This window comes from Actinoallomurus soli, assembly GCF_024055715.1.
GTDB classification, from domain to species: domain Bacteria; phylum Actinomycetota; class Actinomycetes; order Streptosporangiales; family Streptosporangiaceae; genus Actinoallomurus; species Actinoallomurus soli.
In genome coordinates, this window is sequence record NZ_JAMXMV010000003.1 from 458,147 (window position 1) to 476,923 (window position 18,777).

Here is an 18,777-nt window from a genome sequence, read left to right on the forward strand (position 1 = left end):
CGGCCCCGGCCGCGGATCCCCACCGACGTGCGCGGAGGACGTCACGCGTGCCGGTCGGCGGCGAGGAACGATGTCAGCAGCGGGAGCAGGGCGTCGGGGCGGTCCAACGGGATGATGTGGCCGCAGTCGTCGATGAGGTGGCCGACGAGGTCGTCGCTGACCGGCCGCAGCTGGCGTTCGAGTGCGTCCCCGACGGGATGGGCGCCGATGGCCATGGTGGGCACCGTCAGCCGGTGGGAGTCGACGGCGTCCTGGATCTGCCGGGCGCTGGTGGGCAGGGCTCGATAGTAGGAGAAGGCGCAGCGCAGGGCGTCGGTCCCGGTGTACGCGCTGACGAACGCGTCCCGGATCGCAGGAGGCACGCCGCGTCCGCGGGTGCTGGAGCCGAGGAACCAGTCGATGTACTCGGCTTCGTGTCCGGCCAGGACCGTCTCCGCGAGGCCCGGAACCGCGTGGAAGCCGAACCACCACGGCGCCCCGCCGGCGAGGAAGTCCTCGGCGCCGGGCAACCGGCCCAGCAGTGACTCCATGAGGACGAGCCGTCGTACGCGGTCGGGCCGCCGCATCCCGAGCAGGAACGCCGGCGGGGTGCCCGCGTCGATGCCGACGACCGCCGCCGTGGGTTCGCCCAGGGCGTCGAGGAGTTGTTCGGCGTCGGTGGCGAGGGTGCCCGCGTCGTAGCCGTCCGGCGCCCTCGTGCTGGCGCCGAATCCCCGCAGGTCCGGGGCGATGACGCGGTACCGCCCGGAGAGGCCGGCGATGATGTCGGTCCACAGCCGCCAGGTGTGCGGGAAGCCGTGCAGCAGCAGGACGGCGGGCCCGTCCCCGGCGATCGCCACGTTCACTTCAATGCCGTTGACCGGCACCCGGCGCAGGACGAGGTCGGGTGCGGAGTGGTGCGAGGGGGCTGTGCCGGGCATGGTCTCTCCAGGTGGTCACCAATGGTTACAAAGGGAGATTAGGTAACCTGTGATCTCACTCCAAGACGGCACTTTCTCGACAGGTGGTGAGCTCCGGGTGACCTCCTCCCCGGCCCGTACGCCGAACCCTCCGGGCCGTACGCCGAAGGGAGCGCGCGGCGACCTCTTCGACCCCGGGTGTCCGACCCGTCGGCTGCTGGACCGCATCGGCACCAAGTGGACGTCCATGGCCGTCAAGGTTCTGGCGGAAGCATCCCCGCAGGAGGTGCGCTTCGCCGAACTCCAGCGGCGGATGCCCGGCGTCTCCCAGAAGATGCTGTCCACGACCCTGCAGAGCCTGGCCCGCGACGGCCTGGTCGTCCGCCGGGTGGAGCCGACCGTGCCGCCGCGCGTCCACTACCGGCTCACAGACCTGGGCCTGTCGCTGGAGGCCGTGCTGGCCGCGGTCAGGAACTGGGCCGAGGAGCACATGGCGGAGATCGACCGCGCCAACATGGACGGCGGAGCCACGGCCGCCGGCACCGACGGGTAGTTCCCGCAGAATTCGATTGACTTTTAGCGGGTCCGAATCACCCGACTGCGCGATCACCCGGTCCCACCCGAGAGCTTGATCTGCATCTTGCCGGTGGCCTAGGCTTACCGCCGGTCAACTACGGGGTTACCTGGGTCGGCGACGGGGAGCGCGAGCCGAGGTCCGGGCATGCGGTCAGATCCGAGAGGCTACGCGTAATGAATGATGACCTTGCGAGCGGACTTCTCTCCCTGACCGTCACCGCCACGTCGCCCGACGGACGGATAAGCGCCACTTTCGGCGATCAAGGCGAGAAAATGGAAATCGCATTTCGTCCGGGTGGGTACCGGCATTACTCCGAGACCGCGTTGGCGCAAGAGCTCTCCCGGCTGGCGATGCGTGTCACGGCCGGATATGTGCGCGCGCAGACGAGGCTCATCGACGCGGCGATCCCGGATGTTCTGCACGACGACGCCATCGAGTATGGACTCGAGGACCGGGAGTTCCGCCGGAGTCTCGCCGGCATCAAGACGGCCGCCAGATCGCCGGACGGGCGGATCGCGGTGGCCAGTCAAGCGCTCGCGCGCTGGCGTGTACGCATCGCGGACGGCACGATCCAGGGAGTGCCCGAGGAGGCATTCACGGCCGACCTGCTCACCGCGTTCCGTGAGGTTCTGACCCGTCATCAAGCCGAGGTCCGGAAGCTCAAGGACGAGCACTACGGCTAGGGCATCGACGACACCGCACGCCGCCGGACCGCCTCTCCGGAGCGATGCACACCACGGTAAACACGATGGGAAGGCGGCGATCGTGGCCGACCACAGGGATCCGCTTCGCACCGCTGTGCCCGACCGTGCGATGGGCGGCCGAAGCGCTCGGCCGGCACCTCGCATCGTCGCGGTCGGCGCACTGATCATGATGGCGACCGCCTGCACGTCCTCGCACCATCCCGGGGATCACCGCACGCCGCGCGCGCAGCCGTCGACGCACAAATCATCGTGCGAGGTGCGGGTCGCCGAGTCGGCGGTCACGCGCAAGGACCACTACGCGGCCGGCGAGCGGGACCAGTTGAACGACCAGTTCCTCGCCAGCGCGATCCTCGAGAATCCGTGCCGACGGACCGCGACCAATGTCAGGTTCGTCGTGTCGGCATTGGATGGCCAGGGACACGAGCTGATGTCCTGGGGTCGACCGGTCCAGGCCCACTTCACCATTTCGCTGATAATGCCGGGTCAGCGGGCCGCCGGCTGGACCTACTTCGACCGTCAGAAGGCACCTGATGGGGTCGCGAGCGTGAAAGTCCAACTGGACACCGCGCCGTTCGGGGGCGAAGTCTGCTGGATCGACCCTTCCACCTCGGGCTACCAGACGGCCGCCAGTGCCACCGACGTCACGATCGGGAAGCGCGATAGCAGTCGAACAGCGGCGAACGGCATGGCCGACGTGTCCTTCAAGGTGACGTGGAGTCCCACCGAGTCTTCGCCTGGAAGACGCAGCGCCTCCGTGATCCTCCGAGACTCGTCCGGGCGGCTGCTCGACGCGAACGGCCAGAGCATCAGTGCTCACCTAAAGCCCGGCCAGCGGGTGCATTTCGACGCATGGGTTCCGGAGAACACCGACCCGTCGCGGACCGACGTCCTCCTGGAGCCCGACCCGGTAACGCCCGACCTGCCGTTCTACAGCCCGTCGTCGTCATGCCTGCCGACTTCATGACAGGCGGCATCCGGCGATCCCATCACCCGAACAAGCGCACCGACAGGAATCGAGGGCGCAATGACAGACCCCTTTTTCGTAGTTGAGCTCAACCAGTTGCTGGCGGCCGGAAGGGTCACCCTCCCACACCTGGCCTGGACGTATGCCACGTTGAACAATCGCGTGGCCGACACCGCCGGCTTCGACAACGCGGCGTTCACTCCCTGCCCCACAACCGGAGGAGGGCAGGACGAGCTTCGCGCGCCGTGGACCGCGCTGCGCAACCGACTTCAGGATGTCCTCGGCCGGTCGGCCAAGAGCTTCGAGGAGGCGGGCACCGCCATCATCCACATCGCCGCCCATTACGAGGCCGCGGAAGCCGACGCCGCCGCGCAGGTCCGGAAGGCGTGGCGCAGTGGAGCGCCCGACGATGCCCTCAGTATCCCTGCCGACAAAACGCTGCCCCCACCGCCACCCCGCGTCATCATGACTCAGAAGTAACGGAGAGGTCCGGCGTGTCATATCACCATGCTGACGAGATGAGCGCGTGCGGCCGGCAGGTGCTGGCGGCCGCGCTCAAGGCGATCCACCACAATTACAGCGCCACCCTCGACTCGTACAGGGGGCAGGCCGAGATGAACCAGGTGAACACCGAGTACGCGGACGTCCCTCAACTGTTCGCCTCGTACGGCATGACCGACCCGGCCAACTCCCAGTCGGCGGTCGATGACCTGTTCAGCGTGGCCGACAACCTCGACCCTGCGAACGCCGTGAAAGTGGACCCGCAGAGCGGGGACTCCGGTAAACAGCTCCTGAGTCCGCTGCCCAAGCACACCGGAGGCTGGACCGACCGCCTATCGATCGCGGAGCGTACCAGCGACATCGGCGCCCACCTCCGGGAATGGCACGGTGACGCGCGGATCCAGTTCGACACGTTCTTCGTGAACCACATCGGCACCGCGGTTCCGCTACAGGCCGCGCTGGCCAGGTCGCTGGCGCTCATCCTGCAAGCGCATCAAGAGGTCCGGGCCCGTGCGAACGCCGACGTCTGGGAGATCGGTCAGAAGACCATCAAGGCGCTCCACGCGGAACTGGCGATGTGCAACTGCTCCCCGTCCGCCGTCACGGCGACCATCACCGTCGGCACGGCCGCGGCCTCGGTGCTGACCGCCGGTGGTGCGCTCGCGGCGGCGATGGCCGCTTTCTCCTTCGCCAATGCGGTGACCAATGCCGCGATAGCGGGGTCACGCGAGGACAAGGCGAAGGTTTCGGGCGCGACCCCGTTGGCGATTCTCGCCAACATGCGTACCGCGATCGGCAAGGTCAAGCAGGCGATAACCGATCAGGAGCGCGCTCTGGCCTCGTTGACGAACACGCTGGCGGACAACGTCTCCAGCGTCGGGGAGCGCATGGAGATCCCCTCGCCGAACGACGCTCCAGGGTTCAGGACCGCGATCCAGAACCCCGACAGCCCGCGCGGTTTCCGCCCCTCGTCGCTGTGACGTTCGAGCCGCGGCCGCCCGCCGGTCAGGTGGACGGGGTGATGGTGACGGGCACGGACTTGGTCTGGGGGCCGGAGGCGACCGTCACCGTGACGGTTCCCGGGCGGAGGGCGGTGAGGGTGCCGTTCTCCGGGTTCAGGACGGCGAGGACGTCGTGGCGGTGGCGGGCGGCCTTGGCCTCCTCCGGTGAGGAGGTCACCAGCAGGCCCGGGCCGCCGCTCCACGTCACGCTGGCCGGGTAGCGGAGCGGAAACTTCAGGCCGAATCCGCTGGTCAGGCCGGTCGCGGTGACCTGCTCGGATCCGCCTGCGGCCAGCGGCGCGGGCGCGGGCAGGTCGATGCCGTCGATCAGCGGCCGGCTCTCCGCCTCCAGCCAGTCGCGCGTCCCCGGGTCGGGCCGTCCGGCGGGCACCTTTCCGGGGTGCGGGTCGACGCCGACGCGCATCCAGCCGAAGAAGCCGCCCTGGTCCGGCGAGCTGTACGGGGTCTTGCCGACCGCCGGGGTGTTGACCTCGAGCACGCCGTCGGTACGGGTGACGGCGGCGGTGTGGGCGTGGCCGCTGAAGAGCGCGACCGGCTTGCCGGACTCCTCCCTGAACGTCGCCAGCCACCGCTCGACGAGCCCCGCCTCCAGTTGGTCGGTCAGCTGGGAGTCGCCGGCGCCGGACGGGTCGTGCGGCGGGTGGTGGAACACCACGGCGACGCCCGTGACCGAGCGGTCGGTGGCGGCCTTGTTCAGCTCGTCCTGCAGCGCGGGGATCTGGTCCCAGTCGGAGGTGCGCAGGCTGCCGCTGTGGGAGTCGAGCAGGATGAACCGCGTGCCCTTGTGGTCGAACACCTGCCGGGTCTTGCGTCCGGTGGCGCTGACGAAGTTGTCGAGTCCGCCGCTCGATCCCAGGCCCGCCTCGTGGTTGCCGGGCACCCAGTAGACGGGCAGGCTCGCCGGGACGTGGTCCTTCAGCAGCTGCTGGGCGAACGCGAAGTCGGCGGGGCTGTCGCTGTCGACGAAGTCGCCGTTGACGAGGATGAAGTCGGGCTTGGCGGCGACGGCCTGGTCGAGGGCGGCGGCCGCCTGCTTCGCGGCGAACGAGTCGGCGCCCGCGGCGGCGCTGACGTGCAGGTCCGACATCAGGGCGTACGTCCAGCGGCCGGCGCCGACGCCGCGTTGTTCCAGGACGTACGGGTCGGGGGCGGGTGCCTCCTGGGCGTCGGGCTGCTGGCCGACCTGGGCGGCGAGCGCGTCGAACTCCAGCTCCCCGGCGTCCTTCTTGTCCTGCGCGGTCTCGACGACGTAGACGTTCAGCAGGGTGATCGGGGCGGCGAAGCCGGCGGGCAGGGCGCCGGTGACGCGGCGCCAGCCGGTCCAGTCGACGCTGAGCGCGAAGGTGAACGGCACGTTCGTCGTGCCCTGCGAGCGGAGGGTCGCGCGCAGCCAGTGCTCCCGGCCGTCGCCCTTGACCCACAGGGCGAGGCCGCTCGCGCCGCCGGGCAGGGTGATCGGGCTGGGCTGGACGACGGCGTACCCGGCGGAGGTGCTGGGCTGGCCGGTGAAGTCGTACGTCAGGCGCAGCGCGTGGTTGCCGGCGGGCGCGCCGGGACGGTCCGGGGCCTCCACCGTGTCGACCGTGGCGGTGCCGCGCGCGGCCGACGCGGTCCACTTCTCGTCCGGCTCGAACTCGGCGAGGGACTTGTCGATGAGGCCGACCGACACGGGGAGCTTCGCCGTCACGCCGCGCACGGTGGCGGTGATGGTGGTGCCGGTGCCGGTCGCGTCCGGCTTGCCGGTGACCTTCAGGTCGCCGTCGGGTTCGGCGGTGACGGTGATGGCGTCGTGGTCGTAGGAGAGGGTGACGTCGCGCGGGGCGACGGGCGCGCTGAAGCCGTCGGCGTCGTACCCGGTCAGACCGATGCCCGTCGCGGTGCCGGGTTGCAGGGTGACGGCACGGCTCGTGAAGGCGAGCCGGTGCAGCGGGCCGAGGACGCGCAGGTCGTGCTCGCCGGTCGCGGACCCGGCGCGGGCGCGCAGCCGGCCCGTGCCCGGCGATGAGGCGTGGAAGACGCCGCCGCTGACGTGACCGAGCCGGCCGGGGACGGCGTTCCAGGACACCTGCCGCCCGCTCACGGACACGGCCGCGTACGTCTCGTCGTAGCCGGCGGCCGTGACGTCGCGGGTGAGGCCGGGGAAGACGCGGTCGGCGCGCGGCCGTACGTCCAGGCCTTGCAGCGTGCCCGAGCCCTTGCGGCTGAACAGGCCGACGCCGTTCGGCACGGGCCGCTCGTTGCCGTCGGAGGGGGTGTTGACGACGCTGACACCGGGGTCGCCGGGGCGGCGCGCGACGGCCTCGGTGGAGCCGCCGCCGTCGAGCATGTACGCGTCGCCGGCGCCGAGGCGGGCCATCAGCCGGGCCGTGTCGTCGAAGGACAGCCCCGCCGAGAAGCTCGACGACCCGTCGACGGCGACGAGGAGCAGGCGACGGCCACCGTCGCTCCAGCCGATGGCGGTACGGGGCTTGAGCGCGTCGTTGCCGGTGCTCGGCGGGAAGTCGACCGCCTGGCCGCCGTGGACGAGCACCGCGCCGCTGCCGAGCGCCATCGTGAGCTTCGCGTCGGTCTTCGGCGCGAACGAGATCGCGGCGGCGTCGCCGGGCCGGGCGGTGGCGAGTTGCTGCGCGGCGGCGCCGCGGCCGACGAGGATGAGGCCGTCGTCCGGGACGGGCGTGGTGGTGAGGTGGTCGTTCACCGCGGTGACCTTGCCGCCCGCGACGACGACCTCGGTGTACGGGCCGGCGTCGCGGATGAGGGTGCGCAGGCCCGGTCCCCACTGCGGAGTGAAGGCGTCGATGCCGTCGGCGGGCACGCTCGCGGAGTTGAGCGCGGCGAGGGGGTGCTCGGCGCCGGCGACGGTGGCCGTGCCCTGGATCGCGAGGTCGGCGAGCCGGGCGAGCCCGTCCGTGCCGATGGCCGCGACGGTCGACGGCTGGGCGGTGCCCTTGCGGAGGGTGCCGCTGCGGATCTCGGGGCCGATTGCGGCGTTGGTCTCGGTGATGTCGAAGTAGTCGCCGTTCACGGCGGCGACCGCGCGCTGCTCGTCGGCGGCCTGGGCGAGGGGCCTGGCCTCGCTGACCTTGCGGCCGACCAGGTCCACGCTCACGGAGTGGTCGCTCAGGTCGGCGCTGAGGACGTGGACGCGCGTCCAGCCGGTGCGGCCGAACGTGTCGAAGGTGGTGCGGACGATGCCCGGGGCCACCGGCTGGTCCACCCGGTCGGCCTCGACCGACTCGCCGGGCACGGCGGTCTGGTAGGCGGGGGCCTGCACGCGCGGCGGCCGCTCCGCCCAGGCCGGAACGTTCCAGGCAGGGGCGCCGAGAACGCCGAGGGCAAGGGCGCCCGCGGTCAGCAGGGATCGTACGCGCATGGAGGCCTCCGTAGTGGTGCCGCAGGAGGCTAGCGCTCCGTGGCGGTGATCACTATGACCGATCTTGACGTGCCGCGGTCGCGCGGATGAACAATCAGGGCACCGGCGATCTTCCTCACACTCCGGCGAGGACCCCCATAGAAGATCATCTTCCGCTACGATCCCGATGTCGGCCTTGGGGCGAACAATCCGAGTTCCTCCATCCCATGGACCGGCACATCGACGTCCGGCCTGTCCTCGACGTGCCACTTTCCCCTTTTCTCCGGATCCGTTAGTGATCTGGCGCCGTCGAAGATCCTGGCCGGTATCCGACCGGCCGACCCCGACCGGTGCCGCCGCCCTCCGTGGGCCGGCGCCCGGCACGGCGGTCCGGCTCGTGAACGTGAGGAGATCGGATGAGGTCGTTCGGCAGGCGGGTGCTGCCGGTGGGCTCCGCGGCGGCGCTGATGCTGGCCGGCGGAGGTTTGACGGGCACCGCGAACGCCGCGCCGACGCCGCCGAAGCCGGGCGCGAACCTCGTCGCCCGGCCCAGCGCGGCCGCCATGGCGCCGAAGGTGACCACGGCGGCGGCCTCCACGGCCCCGGCGTCGGCGAAGCTGTCCCTGAAGGGGCAGTACCAGGACACGAACATGAACTGCGTCCCGACGTCGTCGTCGATGAGCCTGTCGACGTTCGGCGTCTCGGTGAGCCAGGACACGCTGGCCAAGAAGATGGGCACCAGCGCCACCAAGGGCACGACCGGCACCCAGGCGCGTCCCGTGCTCAACTCCTACGTCGACCCGCTCGGCTACTCGTACGGCTTCGCGGACGCCTCCACGTCCTCCAGCCTGATGGCGAAGGTGTCCTACGACGTCGGCGTGCTCAAGCGGGCGCCGGTGCTCGGCGTGTGGATGGAGAAGCTGCCGTGGAACTCCACGATGACCGGCAGCAAGGTCGGGCACGCGATCGTGGCGTACGGGTACGACCGCGGCAAGGGCACGATCACCGTCTTCGACCCGTGGAAGGCCACCGGCGGCACGCACACCATCGCGGCCTCCAAGCTCGCCGCGGACATGCAGCCGACCGGGATGTTCCTGGTCACCGGCCGTACCGACGTGGGGCTGACCACCCTCGGTGACCAGACGGGGGACGGCACGGCCGACGTCGTGGCGACCGACCGGGCCACCGGCAAGCTGTGGCTGTACCCCGGCCCGAAGTTCGCCGCGACGAGCCGGAAGCTCATCGGCAGCGGCGGCTGGAACGGCATGAGCGAGCTGACCGGCATCGGCGACCTCACCGGCGACAAGAAGGCCGACCTGATCGCCGTCCAGAAGAGCGACGCCACCCTGTGGCTCTACCCCGGCGCGACCAACGCCCTCGGCACCCGCGTCAAGATCGGCAACAGCGGCTGGAACGGCATGGCCGAGCTGACCGCCGTCGGCGACCTGACCGGCGACGGCCGCGCCGACCTGATCGCGATCCAGAAGAGCGACGGCACCCTGTGGCTCTACCCCGGCGGCGTCAAGAAGCTGGGCAGCCGGATCAAAATCGGCACCGGCGGCTGGAACGGCATGGAGAAGCTGGCCGGCGTCACCGACATCACCGGGGACGGCAAGCCGGACCTCATCGCGGTGCGCAAGTCGGACGGCACCCTCTGGGTCTACCCGGGCGGCAACAAGGCCCTCGGGAAGTCCAAGCAGCTCGGCTCGGGCTGGGGCGGCGTCCGCTCGCTGACGCTCACCGGTGACATCACCGGAGACGGCGCCTCGGACCTCGTCGGCGTCGAGGCGAGCACCGGGATCATGTACGTCTACGCGGGCCGGACCTCCGGGTACGCCGCGCGGGCGCAGCTGACGACCGGCTGGAACGGCTCGGCCGGCTGATCCGGGCTCCCAACGTCCTCCTGCGGGCGCGGTGCCGCGAGGCGCCGCGCCCGTCGGCGTTCCCAGGCCGTGGGGCGAGGCGCCGCACCTTTCGCGTTCCGGGCGAATCAATGTGTAACAGTGCGGAACCGGGAACAGAATGATCTTCACATTCGTTGCCCCAGGCGACAAACTAATCCGGAACACACGCGTGTACGGAAAGAGGGGGAACCGCAATGGCCGACGAGGAGGTCCCGGTTCACGACCTTCGTACGGACCGGCCCACACCCGCCCGGATGTACGACTACTACCTCGGCGGCAAGGACAACTTCGCCGTCGACCGGGACGCGGCCGAACAGGTCCTGTCGGCGGCCCCGGAGGTGCGCGTGCTGGCGCGGGAGAACCGCGCGTTCCTCGGCCGGGTCGTGCGCTACCTCGCGGCCGAGGCCGGCATCCGCCAGTTCATCGACGTCGGGACCGGCCTGCCCACGCAGGGCAACGTCCACGAGGTCGCACAGGCCGTCGCGCCCGGCACCCGTGTCGTCTACGTCGACAACGACCCGATCGTCCGCGCGCACGCCAAGGCGCTGCTGCCCGCCGACGGCACCACGGCCATCGTCGAGGCGGACATGCGCGACCCGGGCCCGATCCTCGACCATCCCCACACGCGCCGCCTGATCCGGTTCGACGAGCCGGTGGCGGTGCTGTTCATGTCGGTGCTGCACTTCATCACCGACGAGGAGGATCCCTACGGCCTGGTCGCGGCGTTCCGTGACGTGTCCGCGCCGGGCAGCCACCTGGCGCTGTCGCACATCACGACGCCGGAGGGCAACGCCGACGGCGCGGAGTCGGCCGCCGACGTGTACAAGAAACGCGCCACCTCGCCCGCGATCCTCCGCTCCCCCAAGGAGATCGAGGCCCTGTTCGACGGGTACGACCTGGTCGAGCCCGGTCTCGTCAACGTGCCGAAGTGGCGGCCCGACGACCCGGAGGCCGCCCGCAGCGGCGACTCGGTCTGGATGCTCGGAGCCGCCGCCCGCAAGCGCTGACAACCGCGGGCAGGCGGGCGGACGCCGGGGGCCGGAAGCCCGAGGCGCTGACCCGCCTGTACGCCCGTTCCCGTGGACACGGCCATGCCGCGATGCGTAGCCTGCCGATGATCGTTACGTGGCCGGCCGCTCGTCCGGGGGATCAGCATGGGTGTCACAGCCGAGGACGTCATCACGTCGGCACCGAGTTCGTACGGCGCGTTGTGCGCGGTGAACGCCGCGAGCCTGTGGTGGCCGGCGGCGCTGCTCATCCCCGTCTTCGGCGCGGCCGTCTCCGATCCGGCTCAGATCTGGCACCTCGGTGCCCGGTGCTGGAAGATCGCCGGCCACGTCCGCTCGGCGTCGGACGAGATGACGTCGGCCGTGAAGAGCTGCGCGGATGAGTTCCACTGGAACGAGAAGGGCAAGGACGCCTTCATGGCGACCCGCGTGATGCCCTACCAGTCGGCGCTGCGGGACGCCGCCGGCAATTTCGACGCCCTCGGTGTAACGCTCGCGGTGACCGCGGCCGGGTACACCGGCCTCGGCCTGCTCTCCGCGACGGTCGGATCGGCGCTCCTCACCACCGTCACCGCGGGCGCGCTCGCCGGCGTGGCCGCGCCGGAGACCGCTCTGATCACCAACGCCAGGATCGCGCAGATCATGAAGGTCGTCCTGAACGCGCTGCGCACGATCGCCCGGTACAACGCCAAGGCGACGAAGGCGATCGTGACGGTCCTCCAACGCCAGGAGCTCAGTGCGCGCGGCATCCTCGCGCTCGGCGCGGCGGGCTCGGTCGGCGTCGACTTCGCCGGCTCGCCGTGGGCGATGAACCGCGTCGTCGACGACGTGCAGTGGCCGAAGGAGCTCCCCGCCGGCGCCGCCGTCCCCTCGGGGTACGAGGCCGCCACCGCCGACCAGCGCAACGCCCTGAAGCAGATCCGCCCCGAGTCGATCGTGGCGCTCGCCAAGCGGCTGGACGCGACCGCGGACGTCGAACTCGACGCCGCCTGCAAGGAGGCGTCCGATCTCCACGTGGGCCTGCCCGGATTCGGCGTGTGCGGCATCCCGGTCGACCACGTCTTCAAGTCGGCGCGCGACAAGGCGATGGACCAGCTCACCGCCGCCCGCGACACCCCGGGGACCTGGCTGCCGGGCCTGCGGACCAACGCCGGGAACTGGGTCACCGCCGAGCACCGCTTCCCGATCAGGATCGAGCACTGAGGCCGAGGTCGAGCGGCTGCCCCGCGCGGCGGATGCTCGACATAATGAGGTCAACCCTCGGCAGGAAGTGGTCAGGAGGCTCGGCGCGTGAACTCGTCGTTTCCCGTCCCCGCTGATCCCAGGCGTCCGGCACCGCGGCGCGGTGGCGGGCTGGAGCCCTCCTCCCCCGGCGGCGCCGCTCCCCTGCACCAGGCCGCGGACATGGGCCTGGACTCCGGCGAGAAGCTCCGCCAGGAGTGCTGGGAGATGATCGGCGGGCGCACCCGAGAACGGCTGATGGAGCTGGCTGGCGGCGTCATCGACTGGTTCGCCCGGCGTGACCGTTCCAGCCTGGACGGCCGGCCGTACGCCGTGGTGTTCGGCGACCGGGGGCTGACGATCGCCGAGCCGCGGATCAACACCGAGCACCGCCCGGTCTACGCCATCTCGGCGTTCCTGTTCGAGCCCGGCTCGCTCCGGCACGTGCCCGTGGACCACCGGCCGCCGCCGCACACTCCCATGGCCGGTCCTGCCCTCGCGTCCGGGCCGCGCCCGCCGACCGCGCCCGTCGCCGGCCTCGACTCGGCCGACCGCGGCCTGCTCGGCAACCTGCCGCCCCGCGCCCAGGAGCTGCTGCAGACGCCGTTCACGTCCGGGCAGCGCGTGCTGCGCTGCCACTGGGCGTACGAAGGGTTCGAGCACCACCTGAACATGTTCATGGTCTGCCTGGCCGGGGCGCGCGACGTCACCGTCGCGTCCGGCACCAAGGTGATCCCGGCGGGACACTCCGACGCGACCGCGCACTGGTCGCTGACGTGCTACCGGGCCTCGGTGGCACGCCGGATCGGCAAGTGATGTCGGCGGACTTCGCCGAACTCGCGGGGCACGACGCGTACGACCTGCTCGGTGTGGACGCGGACGCCACTCCGGCGGAGATCCGCCAGGCGTTCCGCGCGCTGGCCAAGGAGAACCATCCGGACCTGTTCCCCGAGCCGCGGGCCAAGGCCGCGGCGGAGGTCAGGATCCGGCTGCTGAACGCCGCCCGCGACGTCCTGCAGCACCGCCGGGCCGACTACGACGCCTTCCGCTCCGCGCCGTACGACCTCGACGACGAGTTCGAGGACACCGAGATCGTCGATGATCCCTGGGCCGACGCGGCTCCGGGCGCCCCGCCTCCGCCGGATCCCTGGGCGAACGCCGGCGTCGGCCCGGTGGCTCCCCCGGATCCGTGGGAGACGACCGAACCCCGCCGTCCTCCTCCCCCACCGCCCTTCCCGCCCCCGCCGCCTCCCCGCCCGATCTTCAACCGGTCCGTACGGCGGCGATCCTCGCCGCTGGCGAGAATCGGGATCGGGTGTTCGGTGACGTGGGGGATCGTGTGGCTCGGCGCAATCCTGATCGTCCTGCTCGCGGCCGTCCTCCCCGATCACGGCCCGCAGCCGTCGGTGGCCGTCCCGGCCCGGTTCGCGGGCACGTGGGCGGGGACGGTGCAGGACGTGGCGAAGCGGCACGACGACGGCGAGCCGGTCCGCTGGAAGGCCGAGGTCACGCTGAAGAACGGCCGGCACAACGGCAAGGTCCGCTATCTCGACGGCAAGTGCTCGGGAACCGCGGTGCCGCTCGCCTTCGGCCATGACCGGCTGACGGTGAACACCGTGTTCGGGTCGTCGCAGACCGGATGCGACGTCGGCGACATGCACCTCGCCGTGCGCAAGAACGGCCGGCTCGACCTGTCCTACCTCGACAAGAACGGCAAAGTGACGGCGTCGGGCGTGCTGACCCGGCGCTGAACCCCTCGGAAGGTCCCTTGACGGGGCCTTCGTACGCGTCGATTATTAACCTACTCGTTTTAGAACAAGGTGGTTATGAAGTGCCCGACGATCGGATCAGCCTCGTCTTCGCGGCGCTGGCGGACCCCACCCGGCGCGCGATCCTGACGCGGCTGACCCAGGGCGACGCGACCGTGGCCGAGCTGGCCGCGCCGTTCGACGTGTCCCAGCCCGCGATCTCCCGGCACCTGAAGGTGCTGGAGAACGCCGGGCTGATCTCCCGTACCCGCCGCGCGACGGCCCGGCTCAGCCACCTGGAGGCCGAGCCGCTCCGCGAGGTGACCGCCTGGCTGGCCCGCTACCAGCGGTTCTGGGACGAGAGCCACGAGCGGCTGGACGAGCTGCTCGCGGCGCTGCAGGGACGAGACCCGGAGGGCCGCGCCGACGCGGCCCCGACGAACGGAGCCGACGATGGCCAAGACCGAGATCACCGCTGAGCCCGGCATCCCGCAGATCGTCATTACCCGCGAGTTCGAGGCGCCACGTGACCTGGTGTTCCGCGCGTACATCGACCCGGAGCTCATCGTGCGCTGGCTGGGCCCGCGCCGCCTGACCACGCGCTTCGAGTACCACGAGCCGCGCGACGGCGGCCGCTGGCGCTACGTCAGCACCAGCCCCGCTGGGGACGAGCACGGCTTCCACGGCGTCTTCCACGGCACGCCGTCGGTGGACGGCGGCATCGTGCAGACCTTCGAGTACGAGGGCATGCCCGGCCACGTCGCGCTGGAGACGGTGACGTTCGAGGAGACCGGCGGCCGGACCCTGGTGCGGTCGGTCTCCTGCTTCCCGTCGGTCGAGTATCGCGACGACATGATCGCGTCCGGTGCGGAGTACGGCATCCGGGAGGGCGACGAGCGCCTCACCGAGCTCCTCGCCGAGCTCCAGGGCCGCTGAACGGGAGGGGCGGAATGCCGGCGGAGACGAACACCGTCATCCATACGGACGGCGGGATGTTGACGGGAAGGAACGCCATCGTCTACGGGGGCGGCGGGATGATCGGGGGCGCGGTCGCGCGGGCCTTCGCCCGCGAAGGGGCGCGCGTCCACCTCGTCGGGCGGACCGCCGCGACACTGGAGGCGGCGGCCGAGCGGATCCGGGCGGCGGGCGGCGCGGCCGAGACGGCGGTGTTCGACGCGCTCGACGCGCGGGCCGTCGACGAGCACGCCGACGCGGTCGCCGCGGCCTTCGGGAGCCTGGACGTCTCGTTCAACGTCATCGCGCACGGGGACGTCCAGGGCACCCCGCTCGCCGAGATGTCCCTGGAGGACTTCGAACGGCCCGTCGTGACCGCGGTTCGCACGACGTTCCTGACCGCCCGGGCGGCGGCGCGGCACATGACGCGGCAGCGCTCGGGCGTGATCCTGCTGTTCGGCGGGTACGGCCCGCCGACGCCCCGCCTCGGCGGGCTGCAGGTCGCGTTCGGCGCGCTGGAGTCGCTGCGGGGGGCGCTGGCCTGCGAGCTCGGCCCGGACGGCGTGCGCGTCGTCACCCTGCGGACCGGCGGGATCCCCGAGACCCTGCCGGAGGGCTTCGAGGGCCGCGAGACGATCACCGGCGCCATCGAGGGCCGCACGATGCTCGGCCGCGCGGCCACCCTGGAAGACGTCGGGAACGCCGCCGCCTTCGCCGCCTCCGACCTGGCCCGTACGATCACCGGCTCGGCGATCAACATCAGCTGCGGCGCGATCCCCGACTGAGCGGCCCCCCGTCGTACCGCAGGGTGACGCCCGAACCGGCTCCGCAGGGTGACGCGGCGGCGGGAGGCGCCTCCATAACCTGACCGCGCCCTCATCGCCGACGCGAAGGAGCGCCATCGTGCGCAGGAAGATCGTTCTCCGGGCCACGGCCACGGCCGCCGCCGCGACACTCGCGGCGGCGACCGCCGCACCGCAGGCCCGGGCCGCGGACACGGCGACGGGCGTGCTGACCCCGCGCTGAATCCTCGGAGGGCCCCTGACGGGGCCTCCCTGCGGTCGGTCTCCGGCTTACGGTCGGTCGAGGACCGCGACGGGATGGTCGCGTCCGGCGCGGAGTACGGCATCCGCGAGCCCGACGAGCGCCTTACGGAGCTCCTCGGCCTGCCCAAAGGGTGATCAGGCTCCAGGCAGAATGACATCGTGGAAAACCCCGACAATTGAATTGCACACCGGCCGATAACGGCCCATGTCTTGCTATTTACGTTGGATGTTCCTGCGAATATCGTCAGTTGCGTAATCAGCTAGGGCGGTAAGCGGGGAGGCGGACGCCGCACGAGCCACCCGCTCGGGCGACGACATCCGCGCAGGCGCAGCCGACGGTCCGCCCGAGCTGGAGATCCGACCGACGAAAGGTCACTAATGCGATTCCTGCATGGCTGCATCGCTACCGGACTCATCGTTTCGGCAGCAGCCGTTAGCGTTGCCACAGCGACATCCGCAGACGCAAGTGTGTCGAAGAGTTACTGCAACCAGCGCAGTTATAAGACGGTGGTCCGCACGTACACCCGCGGCTCGAAGCATCTACCGCTGCGATGTGGCACCAGCACCTGGGGCTTCAAGCACATCACACACCGCTGGAACGCGACGTTCGACAAGACGATCGCTCTCACGATCGCACGGGGCGAGGTGGTCACCGATCTCCAGGGTGATGGCGGCACGGCGATCTACGCACTGTTCAACAACAAGTGCGTCGAACTGTTCCGAATCATATACAATGGCGGTGCTCTTCACGGGAAGAGTCTCCGCCCGCAAGGTATCATCACCGCCTATTATCGAAGCGGTTCAGCTGTCGCACCGAACACCCTACACGCCCCCCGCTATCGCACCGACTGCCCCGTACATCAGGGGATTTAGGTATTGACTCCTATGCCTGAGCTACCCTTTTCATCCAAGGAATTCGCGCGTCGGCTCAGCCGGGAACTGGCGCCGCGTCCTGACGGCATGGTGCTGTCAGTGAGCGAGCCTGTGCTGGTCGAGGAGGCCGATCGCCTCGTGCTCAGGCTGCAGATCGCCGCCCGGCCCGCGGGTGAGTTGTGGGAGCTCCGCCTCTCTCTCGATCCCGTGGACCTCGACCTCGACCCGGCCGCTTTGGTGCTGGTCCTGCGAGCGAACATCGAGGAGTGGTGGGACTGTAAGGACACCGAGCCGCACATCGCCGCTTGGGGTCACCGGATCGGCTGATCCCCCAGGCGGCCAGAACGTCCACAGCAGCGCCACGAACTCCTCACGCGTTCGGTGCGCTGGAGTCGCTGCGGGGGGCGCCGGCCTGCGAGCTCGGCCCGTACGGCGTGCGCGTGGTCACCCTGCGGACCGGCGGGATCCCCGACTGAGCGGACCCCCCGTCGTACCGCAGGGTGACGCCCGAACCGGCTCCGCAGGGTGACGCGGCGGCGGGAGGCGCCTCCATAACCTGACCGCGCCCTCATCGCCGACGCGAAGGAGCGCCATCGTGCGCAGGAAGATCGTTCTCCGGGCCACGGCCACGGCCGCCGCCGCGACACTCGCGGCGGCGACCGCCGCACCGCAGGCCCGGGCCGCGGACACGGCGACGCCGGTCGACGGAGTGTGGACGACCGACGGGTACGCCACCGTGCTGTCCATCGACCACGGCCGGATGACCGGATACGAGACGACCGCGGTGAGCTGCCTTCCCGCCTTCACCGCCGGCGCGACCGGCCCAGTGGGTTCCGAGGGCAGGGTCGCGTTCACCGATGACGACGGGGACGTGATCCGGGTGTGGCGCGACGGCCCACGCGGTCATCTCACCATCGACGGGTCGGTCGGCGTACGCGGACTGCGCCGGACCGCCGCCCTGCCGGCCCGCTGCACCCGGCCCACGCCGAAGGACCCACGGGCGACGTTCGACGTCTTCTGGCAGGCCTTCGCCGAGAACTACCCGTTCTTCGCCGCCAAGGGCGTCGACTGGGACGCCGTACGGCGGCGCTACCGCCCGCAGGTGACCGCGGACACCACCGGCGACCGCCTGGCCGCCATCCTGGACGAGATGATCGCGCCGCTGCACGACGCGCACACCATGCTGATCGCCGACGGCAGGCGCTACTTCCACATCCGGCCCGGCACGACCCTGCCCTCGCCGGACTACGACGCGCGCATCAAGGCGTTCATCGCGAAGCGGGACACGCCGCTGCGGGACTTCGCGCAGGGCCGGATCTCCTACGCCGACCTGCCCGGCGGCCTCGGCTACCTGCGGATCTCCGGCTTCGGCGGCTACACCGACGAGGACACGTACGCGGCGAACGCGGCCGAGCTGGACCGCACGCTCGACGCCGTGCTCACCCCCGCCCGGACGAGCGGGCCCACCGCCCTGCGCGGGCTCATCATCGACCTGCGCGTCAACGGCGGCGGCTCCGACGAGCTCGGCCTGCGGATCGCCTCCCGCCTCACCGGCCGCCCCTACACGGCGTACGCCAAGCGGGTCCGCAACGACCCGGAGAACCCGGCGGGATTCACCCGGCCGCAGCCGATCCGCGTGCGCCCCGCCGACGCGCCCGTCTACCGGGGCCCCGTGGCACTGCTCACCGGCGGCTCGACCGTCAGCGCCGGGGAGACGTTCACCCAGGCGCTCATGGACCGCTCGCCCCGGCCCGTCCGGATCGGCGCGAACACCCAGGGCGTCTTCTCCGACATCCTCGACCGGAAACTGCCCAACGGCTGGGCCTTCGGGCTGCCCGACGAGGAGTTCCTGACGCGGACCGGCCGGACCTTCGACGGCCCCGGAATCCCGCCGGACATCCGCACCCCGGTCTTCACCGACGCCGAACTGGCCGAGGGCCGCGACTCCGCGTTCGACCGCGCCGTGGCGCTGCTGTCCGGGCGCGCCGTGCGCTAACCTGCCGGG

Annotated in this window: 19 protein-coding genes; 17 read left to right on the forward strand and 2 right to left on the reverse strand. The window is 71.0% G+C overall.

All coding sequences use genetic code 11. The features are described 5' to 3' along the window. Window positions 1–41: 41 nt before the first annotated feature. Window positions 42–920 (reverse strand): alpha/beta fold hydrolase, encoded by an 879-nt coding sequence (locus tag NDW01_RS11245; RefSeq protein ID WP_252819577.1) that lies wholly within the window; start codon window positions 918–920, stop codon window positions 42–44. A gap of 97 nt (window positions 921–1,017) precedes the next feature. Between NDW01_RS11245 and NDW01_RS11250 the strand changes: the two genes are divergently transcribed. The 5 genes from NDW01_RS11250 (at window position 1,018) to NDW01_RS11270 (ending at window position 4,625) form a co-directional block, all read left to right on the forward strand. Next, window positions 1,018–1,452 (forward strand): winged helix-turn-helix transcriptional regulator, encoded by a 435-nt coding sequence (locus NDW01_RS11250; protein WP_252819579.1) that lies wholly within the window; start codon window positions 1,018–1,020, stop codon window positions 1,450–1,452. A gap of 197 nt (window positions 1,453–1,649) precedes the next feature. Then, on the forward strand, window positions 1,650–2,159 hold the full coding sequence (locus tag NDW01_RS11255) for a hypothetical protein (protein WP_252819581.1): 510 nt from the start codon (window positions 1,650–1,652) through the stop codon (window positions 2,157–2,159). An 82-nt stretch (window positions 2,160–2,241) separates the two neighbouring features. Next, window positions 2,242–3,144 carry a hypothetical protein gene (locus NDW01_RS11260; RefSeq protein WP_252819583.1) on the forward strand — a complete coding sequence of 301 codons (903 nt, stop codon included), beginning with the start codon at window positions 2,242–2,244 and terminating at the stop codon, window positions 3,142–3,144. A 60-nt stretch (window positions 3,145–3,204) separates the two neighbouring features. Continuing rightward, entirely contained in the window at window positions 3,205–3,624 is a 420-nt protein-coding gene (locus NDW01_RS11265) for a hypothetical protein (protein WP_252819584.1), read from the forward strand. A 38-nt stretch (window positions 3,625–3,662) separates the two neighbouring features. Then, entirely contained in the window at window positions 3,663–4,625 is a 963-nt protein-coding gene (locus NDW01_RS11270; RefSeq protein WP_252819586.1) for a hypothetical protein, read from the forward strand. A 25-nt stretch (window positions 4,626–4,650) separates the two neighbouring features. Here NDW01_RS11270 and NDW01_RS11275 read toward each other — a convergent pair whose 3' ends face one another. Further along, window positions 4,651–8,040, reverse strand: coding sequence for a phosphodiester glycosidase family protein (locus tag NDW01_RS11275; protein WP_252819588.1), 3,390 nt, complete (start codon window positions 8,038–8,040; stop codon window positions 4,651–4,653). Window positions 8,041–8,435: 395 nt separating this feature from the next. Here NDW01_RS11275 and NDW01_RS11280 point away from each other — a divergent pair, with 395 nt between their 5' ends. The 12 genes from NDW01_RS11280 to NDW01_RS11330 all read left to right on the forward strand — a co-directional run bounded on the left by NDW01_RS11280 (window position 8,436) and on the right by NDW01_RS11330 (window position 18,768). Further along, complete coding sequence (locus NDW01_RS11280) at window positions 8,436–9,902, forward strand: FG-GAP-like repeat-containing protein (protein WP_252819590.1); 1,467 nt, start codon at window positions 8,436–8,438, stop codon at window positions 9,900–9,902. A 215-nt stretch (window positions 9,903–10,117) separates the two neighbouring features. Continuing rightward, window positions 10,118–10,930: an SAM-dependent methyltransferase gene (locus tag NDW01_RS11285; RefSeq protein ID WP_252819592.1), complete on the forward strand. Its 813-nt coding sequence runs from the start codon at window positions 10,118–10,120 to the stop codon at window positions 10,928–10,930. Between the two features lie 147 nt (window positions 10,931–11,077). Beyond that, window positions 11,078–12,133 (forward strand): hypothetical protein, encoded by a 1,056-nt coding sequence (locus tag NDW01_RS11290; protein WP_252819594.1) that lies wholly within the window; start codon window positions 11,078–11,080, stop codon window positions 12,131–12,133. An 87-nt stretch (window positions 12,134–12,220) separates the two neighbouring features. Beyond that, window positions 12,221–12,967, forward strand: coding sequence for a hypothetical protein (locus NDW01_RS11295; protein WP_252819596.1), 747 nt, complete (start codon window positions 12,221–12,223; stop codon window positions 12,965–12,967). Next, a complete protein-coding gene (locus NDW01_RS11300; protein ID WP_252819598.1) occupies window positions 12,967–13,902 on the forward strand; it encodes a J domain-containing protein in 936 nt (311 codons plus the stop codon). The genes NDW01_RS11295 and NDW01_RS11300 overlap by 1 nt, the downstream gene beginning before the upstream one ends. 80 nt (window positions 13,903–13,982) lie before the next feature. Then, complete coding sequence (locus NDW01_RS11305; protein ID WP_252819600.1) at window positions 13,983–14,378, forward strand: ArsR/SmtB family transcription factor; 396 nt, start codon at window positions 13,983–13,985, stop codon at window positions 14,376–14,378. Continuing rightward, window positions 14,353–14,835, forward strand: coding sequence for an SRPBCC family protein (locus NDW01_RS11310; RefSeq protein WP_252819602.1), 483 nt, complete (start codon window positions 14,353–14,355; stop codon window positions 14,833–14,835). Before NDW01_RS11305 ends, NDW01_RS11310 begins: the two co-directional genes overlap by 26 nt. A gap of 14 nt (window positions 14,836–14,849) precedes the next feature. After that, window positions 14,850–15,638, forward strand: a complete 789-nt coding sequence (locus NDW01_RS11315) for an SDR family NAD(P)-dependent oxidoreductase (protein WP_252819604.1) — start codon at window positions 14,850–14,852, stop codon at window positions 15,636–15,638. A gap of 118 nt (window positions 15,639–15,756) precedes the next feature. Further along, window positions 15,757–15,879, forward strand: a complete 123-nt coding sequence (locus NDW01_RS42820) for a hypothetical protein (RefSeq protein ID WP_256511338.1) — start codon at window positions 15,757–15,759, stop codon at window positions 15,877–15,879. Window positions 15,880–16,277: 398 nt separating this feature from the next. After that, window positions 16,278–16,772 (forward strand): hypothetical protein, encoded by a 495-nt coding sequence (locus NDW01_RS11320; protein WP_252819606.1) that lies wholly within the window; start codon window positions 16,278–16,280, stop codon window positions 16,770–16,772. 99 nt (window positions 16,773–16,871) lie between these two features. Next, window positions 16,872–17,099 carry a hypothetical protein gene (locus NDW01_RS11325; protein ID WP_252819608.1) on the forward strand — a complete coding sequence of 76 codons (228 nt, stop codon included), beginning with the start codon at window positions 16,872–16,874 and terminating at the stop codon, window positions 17,097–17,099. 268 nt (window positions 17,100–17,367) lie between these two features. Continuing rightward, the gene (locus NDW01_RS11330; protein ID WP_252819611.1) at window positions 17,368–18,768 is read left to right on the forward strand and encodes a S41 family peptidase; all 1,401 of its coding nucleotides are present in this window, start codon (window positions 17,368–17,370) and stop codon (window positions 18,766–18,768) included. The last annotated feature ends 9 nt before the right edge of the window (window positions 18,769–18,777 follow it).

What these genes read in the sequence shown, in the direction of transcription:
- NDW01_RS11245 (WP_252819577.1), bottom strand. Translation starts at nt 920, where the DNA reads ATGCCCGGCACAGCCCCCTCGCACCACTCCGCACCCGACCTCGTCCTG.
- NDW01_RS11255 (WP_252819581.1), top strand. Translation starts at nt 1,650, where the DNA reads ATGAATGATGACCTTGCGAGCGGACTTCTCTCCCTGACCGTCACCGCC.
- NDW01_RS11265 (WP_252819584.1), top strand. Translation starts at nt 3,205, where the DNA reads ATGACAGACCCCTTTTTCGTAGTTGAGCTCAACCAGTTGCTGGCGGCC.
- NDW01_RS11270 (WP_252819586.1), top strand. Translation starts at nt 3,663, where the DNA reads ATGAGCGCGTGCGGCCGGCAGGTGCTGGCGGCCGCGCTCAAGGCGATC.
- NDW01_RS11275 (WP_252819588.1), bottom strand. Translation starts at nt 8,040, where the DNA reads ATGCGCGTACGATCCCTGCTGACCGCGGGCGCCCTTGCCCTCGGCGTT.
- NDW01_RS11280 (WP_252819590.1), top strand. Translation starts at nt 8,436, where the DNA reads ATGAGGTCGTTCGGCAGGCGGGTGCTGCCGGTGGGCTCCGCGGCGGCG.
- NDW01_RS11285 (WP_252819592.1), top strand. Translation starts at nt 10,118, where the DNA reads ATGGCCGACGAGGAGGTCCCGGTTCACGACCTTCGTACGGACCGGCCC.
- NDW01_RS11290 (WP_252819594.1), top strand. Translation starts at nt 11,078, where the DNA reads ATGGGTGTCACAGCCGAGGACGTCATCACGTCGGCACCGAGTTCGTAC.
- NDW01_RS11300 (WP_252819598.1), top strand. Translation starts at nt 12,967, where the DNA reads ATGTCGGCGGACTTCGCCGAACTCGCGGGGCACGACGCGTACGACCTG.
- NDW01_RS11310 (WP_252819602.1), top strand. Translation starts at nt 14,353, where the DNA reads ATGGCCAAGACCGAGATCACCGCTGAGCCCGGCATCCCGCAGATCGTC.
- NDW01_RS11315 (WP_252819604.1), top strand. Translation starts at nt 14,850, where the DNA reads ATGCCGGCGGAGACGAACACCGTCATCCATACGGACGGCGGGATGTTG.
- NDW01_RS11320 (WP_252819606.1), top strand. Translation starts at nt 16,278, where the DNA reads ATGCGATTCCTGCATGGCTGCATCGCTACCGGACTCATCGTTTCGGCA.